This is a genomic window from Paraburkholderia sp. RL17-373-BIF-A, assembly GCF_046030175.1.
In the GTDB taxonomy this organism is placed as follows: domain Bacteria; phylum Pseudomonadota; class Gammaproteobacteria; order Burkholderiales; family Burkholderiaceae; genus Paraburkholderia.
Genome location: NZ_JARESO010000078.1, coordinates 22,437 through 32,488, shown reverse-complemented (window position 1 = coordinate 32,488; position 10,052 = coordinate 22,437). Strand labels below are relative to the sequence as shown.

Annotated in this window: 7 protein-coding genes and 1 pseudogene; all 8 read right to left on the bottom strand. The window is 58.8% G+C overall.

All coding sequences use genetic code 11. The annotated features are described in order from the left end of the window. On the bottom strand, positions 1 to 279 hold a 279-nt coding region (locus P0D80_RS43880; protein ID WP_408293458.1), incomplete at its 3' end, for an NAD(P)/FAD-dependent oxidoreductase. A 17-nt stretch (positions 280 to 296) separates the two neighbouring features. Then, positions 297 to 2,099, bottom strand: a complete 1,803-nt coding sequence (locus tag P0D80_RS43875) for an acyl-CoA dehydrogenase (protein ID WP_408182684.1) — start codon at positions 2,097 to 2,099, stop codon at positions 297 to 299. A gap of 248 nt (positions 2,100 to 2,347) precedes the next feature. Beyond that, positions 2,348 to 3,349 (bottom strand): AraC family transcriptional regulator, encoded by a 1,002-nt coding sequence (locus P0D80_RS43870; protein WP_132377036.1) that lies wholly within the window; start codon positions 3,347 to 3,349, stop codon positions 2,348 to 2,350. Between the two features lie 544 nt (positions 3,350 to 3,893). Then, positions 3,894 to 5,624 carry a PHA/PHB synthase family protein gene (locus tag P0D80_RS43865; protein ID WP_408293453.1) on the bottom strand — a complete coding sequence of 577 codons (1,731 nt, stop codon included), beginning with the start codon at positions 5,622 to 5,624 and terminating at the stop codon, positions 3,894 to 3,896. Positions 5,625 to 5,626: 2 nt separating this feature from the next. Continuing rightward, positions 5,627 to 6,124 carry a MaoC family dehydratase gene (locus P0D80_RS43860; RefSeq protein WP_408182682.1) on the bottom strand — a complete coding sequence of 166 codons (498 nt, stop codon included), beginning with the start codon at positions 6,122 to 6,124 and terminating at the stop codon, positions 5,627 to 5,629. A gap of 731 nt (positions 6,125 to 6,855) precedes the next feature. Continuing rightward, entirely contained in the window at positions 6,856 to 7,080 is a 225-nt protein-coding gene (locus P0D80_RS43855) for a hypothetical protein (protein WP_408293449.1), read from the bottom strand. Positions 7,081 to 7,379: 299 nt separating this feature from the next. Then, positions 7,380 to 7,883 (bottom strand): hypothetical protein, encoded by a 504-nt coding sequence (locus P0D80_RS43850; RefSeq protein ID WP_408182679.1) that lies wholly within the window; start codon positions 7,881 to 7,883, stop codon positions 7,380 to 7,382. 306 nt (positions 7,884 to 8,189) lie between these two features. Beyond that, a pseudogene (hpnI, locus tag P0D80_RS43845) lies at positions 8,190 to 9,362 on the bottom strand (bacteriohopanetetrol glucosamine biosynthesis glycosyltransferase HpnI); the annotation flags it as partial. Positions 9,363 to 10,052 lie beyond the last annotated feature (690 nt).

Sequence of the window (10,052 nt, the reverse complement as noted above, 5' to 3'; positions counted from 1 at the left end):
CTCGGTCACGTCCACCGTCAGCGGCGCGCCTTTTTCCTTCCAGTCATGGACCAGCTCGTTCAAAGCGCGCGGATCCATCACCGCACCCGACAGGATATGAGCCCCGATCTCCGAGCCTTTTTCCAGTACGCACACGCCAAGCTCGACGCCTTTTTCCGCCGCCAGCTGCTTCAGGCGGATCGCCGCCGACAGGCCAGCCGGGCCGCCGCCGACGATCACGACGTCGTATTCCATCGACTCGCGCGGACCGTACTGCTCAATGAGACTTGCGTCTATCACGATGCGATGCCTTTTCTTTAGAACTGGTCTTCACTCAGCGCCAACATGCCTTCGTTGTTCTTCGCGCTGACGATGGATGCCTCAAGCGCGACGGCTTGCGACAGGATGTGATCGGCAAAGAAGTGAGCCGTTGCGATCTTCGAGTCGTAGAACGGCTTATCCTCAGCGTGCTTCTCAGCAGCCACCAACAGGGCGCGCGCAAATTGCCAGCCTGCGAGGACGATGCCAGCCAGCTTCAGATAGGGCACGCCGCCAGCAAACACTGCGTTCGGATCGCTTTTGGCGTTGGCTAGCATGAATTCCACTACGCTCGCGAGAGCTTGGCGGCCCGTCGCGAGCCGCTTGTGCAGCGACCGGAATGCAGGGTTGGACGAGAACGCCGCGCAGTCTTGCAGTTCGCCCAGCGTCCGATCAATCTGGGCGAGGATTGCTTTCGCCACCGCGCCGCCGTCACGCAAGGTTTTGCGTCCGATCAGATCGTTCGCCTGAATTGCCGTGGTGCCTTCATAGATCGTCAGGATGCGGGCGTCGCGATAGTACTGTGCAGCACCAGTCTCTTCAATGAAGCCCATGCCGCCGTGGACCTGCACGCCCAGGCTCGCCACTTCGATTGAGATTTCCGTGCTCCAGCCCTTCACGACCGGCACGAGATATTCATAGATGGCCTGATGCTCTGCCTGCACGGCTTCGTCCGCGTGTCGATGCGCGATGTCGCTATGCGTGGCTGCAACATAGGCGAGCGCGCGGGCGCCCTCGGTTAGCGCGCGCATCGTCAACAGCATGCGGCGCACGTCCGGGTGCTGAATGATCGCCACAGACTGCTTGGCGGAGCCATCAACCGGCCGGCTTTGCACGCGATCCTTCGCGTAGGCTACGGCCTTCTGATACGCGCCTTCAGCAACGGCGATGCCTTGCACGCCTACGCCAAAGCGAGCCGCATTCATCATGATGAACATGTACTCGAGGCCGCGATTCTCCTCGCCGATCAGTTGCCCGATTGCGCCGCCATGATCGCCGAACTGTAAAACCGCGGTCGGGCTTGCCTTGATGCCGAGCTTGTGTTCGATCGACACGCAATGCACGTCATTGCGATCGCCCAAGGAGCCGTCTTCGTTGACGAGAAACTTGGGTACGGCAAAGAGCGAGATTCCCTTGACGCCCTCAGGCGCATTGGGCGTACGAGCCAGCACGAGATGGACGATGTTTTTCGCCATGTCATGGTCGCCCCACGTGATGAAGATCTTTGTGCCAAACACTCGATACGTCCCGTCGCCTTGAAGCTCGGCGCGCGTGCGTACCAATGCCAGATCCGAGCCGGCTTGGGGTTCGGTCAGATTCATCGTTCCGGTCCATTCGCCAGAGATCAGCTTCGGCACGTAGGCTTGCTTCTGCGCCTCAGTGCCGGCTGTCAAGAGCGCCTCGATCGCGCCGTCGGTCAGCAGCGGGCACAGCGCAAGCGACAGGTTGGCGGCATTCAGCATCTCGATGCACGGTGCCGCAAGCAGTTTAGGCAAGCCTTGGCCACCATATTCGACGGGATGCACGACACCTTGCCAGCCTCCTTCGGCAAACTGGCGGAACGCTTCCTTGAAGCCCGGCGTGGTGTAGACCTCGCCGTCGCGCCAGGTACTCGGATTTTTGTCGCCTTCGATATTCAACGGCGCGATCACGTCCGCGCTAAACTTCGCCGCTTCGTCGAGCACCGCCTGCGCAGTGTCGGCAGTGGCGTCTTCGAAGCCCGGGAGCGTCGATACGCGATCGAGATGGGCAAGTTCATTGATGACAAACAGCATGTCCTTGACGGGCGCCGTATAGCTCATGATGGATTTCCAGAAATGCAATCTAAGAGGGGACGCGGGCAGGGCAGACGAAGTGGCCCGGCGCGGTAACAGTGAGCCGATCGTAGTCCCGATTGGGCGCGAATCGACTACCTAAATCGGCCCATCTATTGACAAAGTTGGCCACGTCTTGCGAAACGGGCAGAGCGCCGATGGGCGTTTACCCCATTGCGCGGGGCGAGCAAGTCCGGTTGCGGTTCAACGGTTCCGGCAGACGGGCAGGGTCGCGCTCAGGGTTGCCGGCGGTACTCGCCAGGCGTGCTGCCAGTCCAGTGGCGAAAGGCCCGATGAAATGCGGTCGGATCGTCAAAGCCGACATCGCCCGCGATCGCTGCAATCGGGTCATTGGTGCCGGTGAGTCGCTGGATCGCGATATCACGCCGCAACTCGTCCTTCAGCGTCTGGAATGCGGTTTCCTCTGCGGCGAGGCGCCGGCACAAGGTGCGCACCGACCAGTGAAAACTCCGTGCGGCGTCTTCGACGGTCGGCACATCCGGCAAACTGGCTGCGAGGTATTGTCGGATGCGGTGGCTCGTGAGCTGCTCGCTGAAGGAAACAAAAATCCAGTCTTCCGGAGCCCGTGCGAGAAATTTGCGCAAATTCGTCTTGCGCTGGCGGATGGGCATGTCGAAATACGCGGCGCTGAAGCGCATCAGCGTTTGCTGGCAGTCGAAATGGACAGGTCCGGGGAACAGGTACAGATGATCCACCGTGTGCGGCGGACAGGAAAACGCGAACTCGACTTGCAGCAGGGGGATTTTCTGACCGATCAGCCATGATGCCACGCCGTGTGCGAGCTTTAACATGAGCTGCTGCCCGAGCATGCTGACGGTCGACGATGGATCAGGGTGAAGGGCAACGCACGCTATCAGGCCGTCTCTGCGCGATTCGAACCTGAAGTCATCGAGGACAATGTGAAAGAACTGCCCGAACCGATGCATGGCAATTTCCAGGTTGGGCGCATCGAGCAGGCTCAGGCAAAGAAACTTCAGGGTGCCGCTGCGCATTGGACGGGCGAAGATGCCCGGCATTTCATCGTCGAATTCAATGGCGAGGGCACGGTATAAAGTCGAAAACTGTTCCTCCGTGACTCGCGCGCCCGGTTCGATCAGCAGCGCCGGCGAGATGCTGGCTTCGTCCAGGTATTTGCCGACCAGACCCGGCCGTGCACCCGCGGCGGCGAGGAAACCGTTGACAAGTGAGATCGGGACGGTGGCGCTGGGTGAATGCATGGGCGTTGACGGGACTCGTTAATGTCGGTTCACCACGTCAGTTATTGTACGGCACCGTTCAGACCAGGTAACAGCCCCACCTATATCTACAGGTCAAAGTCAGTGATGGTCGAGAGGGCCGAGGGGGTATGCCAGTCCATCCAGTCGAAGTGTCTGGAGCTTTCAGCCCAGGCCCAAGTTGCTTTTGGCATGCGTGTGGCCGGCGTTTCCGCTTGCAGTGCGTTGCTTTCGTGTTCTGTTTTTGCAACGGGGTGGAGACCCGCCGCACTTGAGGTTGCCTTCACTTCGTCCGGCGCGAGATTAGATACGGTTGATTTGCGGTGCATGATAAATAGGAAGATGAATGATTGAATAAAATCGATCGGACGGTGGCGCCCGTGTCAGGCCGCAAGTAGCGAAAGCAATATCGCCCTGTGCCTGGGGAAGGGCTTCGAGGCATCGCGAAGGTCCACGGAATGCGTTCGATTCCGTGGAGCAAAAAATGCGCACACGCGAGGGGTGACAGGGAATCGGCATGCCGGGGCCGCGCTGCCCGGAGCAAGCCCTATGCCGTGCGAGCTTTCACATAGCGCCCGGGCGCCGGTTCGATCGGCTTATGATGGGTGCTTCCCGGCTTCGTGCGCGCCTTGACCGAATCTCCAGCGTACGGCTTAAGCCACTCGATCCAGTGGGTCCACCAACTACCCGGCCGTGTTTCGGCTGACGCCAGCCACGCATCCGGATCGCTGCTCAAATCGCCACTGGCCCTGAAACTTCGCTTGTTCTTCGACGCAGGATTGACGACCCCGGCTATGTGGCCGCTCGCGCCGAGAACGAATTGAGTCGGGCCGCCAACCAGTTGTGTGGATCGATAAGCCGACCGCCACGGCACGATGTGATCTTCCTCGGTTGCCAGTACGTAGGTCGGGGTGTCGATGCGCCCCAGGTCGACTGGCATGCCGCATACCGTCAACCGCCCTGGTTTGCACAGGTTGTTCTCCAGGTACATGTTGCGCAAATACCAGGTGTACATGGGCCCCGGCAGATTCGTGCTATCGGCGTTCCAGTACAGCAGGTCGAATGGCGGCGGCGACTTGCCCTTCAGGTAGTTGTCGATCACATATGGCCAGATCAGATCGTTTGCTCGCAACGTCTGGAACGTGAACCCAAGTTCCTTGCCTGAGTAGATGCCGCCTCGACCGATTGCACTCTCGCGCTGAACGACGCCTGCTTCGTCAATGAAGACGCCCAGCTCGCCAGGTTCTTCGAAATCCAGCATCGTGGTGAGCAACGTGATGCTAGCCATATTGTCGTCGCCCCGTGCCCGGGAAATCGCCGCGGCAGACGACAGAATCGTGCCTCCCACGCACCAGCCGACCGCGTTGACCTGATCGGCACGTGTGATCGCCAGCGCTACGTTGATTGCCGTCAATGCACCCTGTTCGACGTAGTCGTCCCATGTCGTCTGCGCCATCGCGGCATCCGGGTTGCGCCACGACACCATGAACACGGTCATCCCCTGTTCGCAGCCAAAGCGCACAAAGGAATTGTCAGGCTGCAGATCGAGAATGTAGTACCTGTTGATGCAAGGCGGCACGATCACCAGTGGGCGTTTGGCTACCCTGTCGGTGAGCGGGGCATACTGGATCAACTGGAATAGATCGTTTTCGAACACGACCGCGCCTTGGGACGCTGCTACGTTGTGCCCGACCTCGTAAGCGGTCTCATCCGTGATCGAGATGTTGCCGCGCTGCAGATCACCAAGCAGGTTCGTGAAGCCGTCACGCAAGCTGTCACCACTGGATTCGAACGCGAGCCTGAGCGCCTCGGGATTGGTTGCGGCGAAATTGGCTGGGCTCAGCAAGTCGATGAACTGCCGAGTGAAGAATTCGAGCTTCCGTTTGTCCTTTTCACTTAGGACAACCGCATCGACGACGTCTTCAAGCAACCGCGCGTTGAGCAGGTAGTTCTGCTTGAGCAGGCTGTACCAGGCATTCTTGCGCCAGTCTTCGGCGAGAAAGCGGCGGTCACTGCGCGGCGGGGCAATCACGGGCTCGGTTTCCGCGCCCATCGTGCTGGCTAGCGTGCGGGTCCAAACCGACGCCAACTGCGGCCAGTACGCCGAGTGAGCCTCGAGAAGCGCCGCGGAAACGGCTAGTGCTTCCGGGGGTTCCGCTCTGGTGTGCGTGTCGTATTGCGGAGCGCCATTCGCCTCCAGACCGGTCATTGCGCGCCAGAACCGCTGCCCGGACTTGAGAAATCCCTGTACATATTCAGTGGGTACGTTTAACGACATGATCACACCGCTTCGCTTGATTGACTCATGATTGCAGCCGGTTCGGCACTGGCCGCGCTTTCAACCAGGCGCCGCGCACGGGACGTGGCCAGGACGGTTGCTTCGCCGTCGATCACCACCTTTCCGCCAACCGTACAGACGGTCGACATCACGACGCGGCCCTTTTCCGGCTGCAGTTCTTTCACAGCGACCGTTGCATGCACCGTATCGCCGGGCCGGACTGGTGCCTTGAAACGCAGGTTCTGCCCGAGGTACACCGTACCGGGGCCCGGAAGGTGTCCGGCGAGGGTCGCGGAAATCACACTTGCGGTCAGCATCCCATGCGCAATGCGCCCTTTGAACGGCGTGGTCCGCGCGAATTCCTCGTTAATGTGTACGGCGTTGTTGTCGCCCGATGCGGCCGCGAAGAACAGGATATCCGTCTCCGTTATGGTCTTCGCAAAGGTGGCGCTCATGCCTGTTTCCAGGTCTTCAATGTCGTAACCGCCGATTTCGTTCATCTGTTGCTCAACTGGTTGTTATTGAATGGACTGACCCTGTACGTTTCCGAGGTGTCGTCGCCTCACAGCGTCAATGTCACGCGGGCCCTAGAATGCGGCAAAGTGAAATTCCGCCGCCGCGCACGGTACCTGGATGTTTGTCACCTTCAAGATTCAACGGCGCAATCACGAGAAAAGCGATTGAAGAGGGGACACGGGTTGGGGAGAGTTAATGGCCCGGCGCGCTAACCGTTGAGCCGATCTTAGTCCCGATTGGACACGAATCGACTACCTAAAGCGGCCCATCTATTGACAAAGTCGGCCATGACTTGCGAAGCAGGTGGTCTGCCGATGCGTGTTTGCCCCACTGCAGGGGGCAGCGGGTCCGGTTGCCTCAACAGCATCGATTCGTACCGGTAACTCACCTGGCTGTTCCGACTTATCCCACTTGTACAGGCCGTCGATGACCACAGTGCGCTGTTTCCTTGGAACATGCCATGCGAACTGCACTCACCCACCGGCCTCAAGTCACAACTCTGACCGGAGTCCTTAATTGGCCGCACACAAACAGCGTAACCTGCCGAACGGGCGACACATTTGCATCGGAGTACGATCGAGCGCTGCGGTTTTTTCCCATCCATTGACCTAGTCCATACCCGCAGACGAACAGCGTATAGCGCTAAAGCTTTCCCGAACCGTTTCTTCGATGCGACGCCCGCTCGGGCGGAGCATCGCGCGGGCGTATGCAATACTTACTCAGCTTCGGACGCCGGTTTGGCCTTCTTTTCAGTCTGGGTGTCCGCGTCCTGGGGAGCGGTTTTTTTGGCCTCGCGAGCCTTTTGTTGGGCCTTGCGCTGGGTGTCCTGCATCTGCTTAGTCGCTGCGGCGCCGGTTTGGGCGAATGCCACAGGCGCCGACAGGAATGAAAGTACCACGTAGAAAACGGATGCAAAAACGGGTCCGCGGCGTCCGTTCATATTGATCTCCAGAAGTCGACCGAGTGTCGATATACAGGCAGAGCCGGTAACGCGTGCGTTCACAGATGCTGGTAGCCGGTGACCACCCAATTACGCCATTATCCCTGCGGTAGGCCATCACTGGCCGCCAGTGGGCTATGGAGCGAGGGTCCACCGCGTGAACTGCGCCATGACATATACACAGACTGCAGACCCTGCGCTGAGTGAGCGCTACATGCAACCCGTAACGGATCAATCCGACAAAGATAATGGGTTTGCCTTCGCGGCCTCGCGAACAATTGATCGCCTGCTTGGTGTCGTTAGAACCGATTGCGCTGGCTGGGATCGAATTGCGGATCGGGTGATCTCTGCGTCTGTCGCAGGACTCCTTGATCGTCGAAGTAAAAGTTGTATATCAGATGCTCAATGTTGTTCTCCATGTACCGGTAGGACCACACTTCTCTATTCACCCGCTTGAAGTAGGAGGTTTCGAAAGGGCGGCCAAAGTTGACCAGCACGTCGTCCCGGGTCCACTTTCCCACCTCCGCGCGATAGAACTCCTTGTCTTGAAGTACTTGCCGAACATCAAGCACTTTGCCGGAAGCGTCGATGTCGGCTGCCGTTGTCGTCGTTCCCATGGGCTGGGTCGGCCACATCAGCCGCTTGCCACCGTTCGGTAGATCGTACGTTTCCTTGGGCGGACCCAAGCGGGCAATAAGTACAGACTGGTCTGCACCAGCTTCCACCTGCCGATGCGGCTCAGTACAACCCGCGAGCATCAACGCCGCAATACCAACGATCTGGAGTGCAAGTCGGTTAAGCATGGAAGTGCTCCACTATCGGTAATCGCGCCTGGCAGTCTCGTTCTCATGGAGCATTGCACTGCGGCTTGATGAACGAGGTCCAGGCGTGCGCTGCTGTCGGACGTATTCGTTACGCCTGAAACGACGAAGCGGCAATAACCGTCTTGACTAGCAAGTTGTCAACGGCACGGGAGGTTTTTTCGTGCAATCTTCGTCACCCAACATACAACTATCGACTGCACCAGCACACAGCTCTGTATTGGGCCCCACTGCTTCGAACCCGTGCAACCTTCCACCCAAATCTACATGACCGTCACTCGTCCTGACTGGCGACAGCAGTCCGTTGCCGTCCACCTTGAAGGTGAAGCCGCGCCAGATGACGCGCGTCGACAGGAAACTCGCCACGAAGATCGAAAACGACACGATGTCCCAGAACGGCAATAGCCACAGATCGCGACGTGCTTGCCGCAACGCCCGATCCACCTGGATTTTCAGCGCGAGTCGCGCGAGGAGCGCTAGCGCAGCAAGCGGCCAGGCCCATGCTGCGCCGCCGGAAACGAACACAGCCAGCAGAGCGAAGGCGAATGGATGTATCAACGCCGAGCCTAGATGGCCGATCGGATCGATCGTCCGGATGGTCCGACTCCAGCGCAATTCGTGCGCAATCAACTCTGCGGCGCTGGCCTCGACGCAGGCGTGCGACACTGTGAACGGCGGAATCACGACCTTCTCGCCGATCATGCGCACCGCCTCGCCAATCGCATGGTCCTCCGCCAGGTGATGCACGAACTGGGTAAAGCCGCCGATCTTCTCGAGCGTTTCGCGCCGCATCGCAATGGTCTGCCCAAAACACGGACGTGCCATGCCGAGCGCAAGCCCTGTTACGACGCTGGGCAGGAACTGGTAATTGGTCGCCTTGGCCGACAGGCGCGGCCAAAAACCAGGATCGGGCTGTCCGCGATAGACGCAGGTGACAAGCCCTACACCGGGCTTCTGCAGTTCGCCGATCACATTGCGCAGATAGCCCGCGTCCACGCTCACGTCGCTGTCCGCGAACACCAGCACATCATGCTGCGCCTCGGGTAGCATGTTGAGAATGTTGCTCATCTTGCGGTTGGGACCATAGAGGCGCGCATCAGCAACTACCGTGATGTGTGCTTTTGGGTGCAGCAGACGCAGTTGTTCGACCACGTGCAACGCCGGATCTTCCGCGTTGTGCACCCCGAACAGGAATTGCACCGGGCCTGGATAGTCCTGCTGGCAGAAGGTCGATAGGTTGCTGAGCAAGGTCCACTCGTCGCCGTGCAGCGGTTTGAGGATCGTGACAGGCGGAAAGCTGGTGGGCTGCGTCGTCGTACGGGCAAAGAAACGCCCGATCAAAGCGCCGGCCAGTAGCGTGTACACGATCCCCAGCGCGGCGCCGATGCCACATAGAAGCGCAAATCCGATGAGAAACGAATGTGCCACAAGTAGTAGGCCTTCGAAGGCGATCAGACTCATTTGTTAATCTGGTCAGTTAACACTAGCGCCATCATCTGGCGCTCGCGGCGAGGCGAGTGAACTGTATTGCAGATGATTTCAGTCAGTACACAACACACCGTGAACGCCTGGACGCCACGCCCTGTTACGAAGAATATCGGAGTTCCCCGGGGGTTCCAACCCGCGCTGCATTTCGAGCCTGTCATCTCGAGCATTTGGATATCAGGCACCATGCACGCGGGAGGCCTCTGAAAATCGATGTGGTTGGGGATATCCTTGGCACAAGCGAAAGCGCGTCTTCGTCAGCAAGGAGTAAGCGATTTGCGATCTGATTCACCTTCGCGTGATCGCCCAATTTCGTTTGCCTGGAATTCCAAATCGAACGTCAGATACCAAAATTAACTACTTCAATGTCTATAGTGACAAGCCACACACTGCGGGCATTTACTGCAACACGAATGGCTCTGACTAGCCGCTTCCTTCCTCATTGCCTATCCTGCGGCGGCAGCACTTCCTATCCGTTAGTCTTTAGAAGCATAGAAGTTTTGTCGCGCTTTACCGAAATTTGTTGTTAGTCGTTTTTGTGCGCTGGCTAGCAGGAAACCTGGCATGAGCCTCACGCTCTCATGAAACTGATTTCGCTTATCGTCGAGGTCGTATTCCACGACGCTAGTTGGGTAACTCACCAAGGGCATACTGTTGTGAAGGTTG

Bases quoted from the DNA above. Each gene is read 5' to 3' on its own strand.
- P0D80_RS43860 (WP_408182682.1), bottom strand. From the start codon at position 6,124: ATGAACGAAATCGGCGGTTACGACATTGAAGACCTGGAAACAGGCATG.
- P0D80_RS43875 (WP_408182684.1), bottom strand. From the start codon at position 2,099: ATGAGCTATACGGCGCCCGTCAAGGACATGCTGTTTGTCATCAATGAA.
- P0D80_RS43865 (WP_408293453.1), bottom strand. From the start codon at position 5,624: ATGTCGTTAAACGTACCCACTGAATATGTACAGGGATTTCTCAAGTCC.
- P0D80_RS43850 (WP_408182679.1), bottom strand. From the start codon at position 7,883: ATGCTTAACCGACTTGCACTCCAGATCGTTGGTATTGCGGCGTTGATG.
- P0D80_RS43855 (WP_408293449.1), bottom strand. From the start codon at position 7,080: ATGAACGGACGCCGCGGACCCGTTTTTGCATCCGTTTTCTACGTGGTA.
- P0D80_RS43870 (WP_132377036.1), bottom strand. From the start codon at position 3,349: ATGCATTCACCCAGCGCCACCGTCCCGATCTCACTTGTCAACGGTTTC.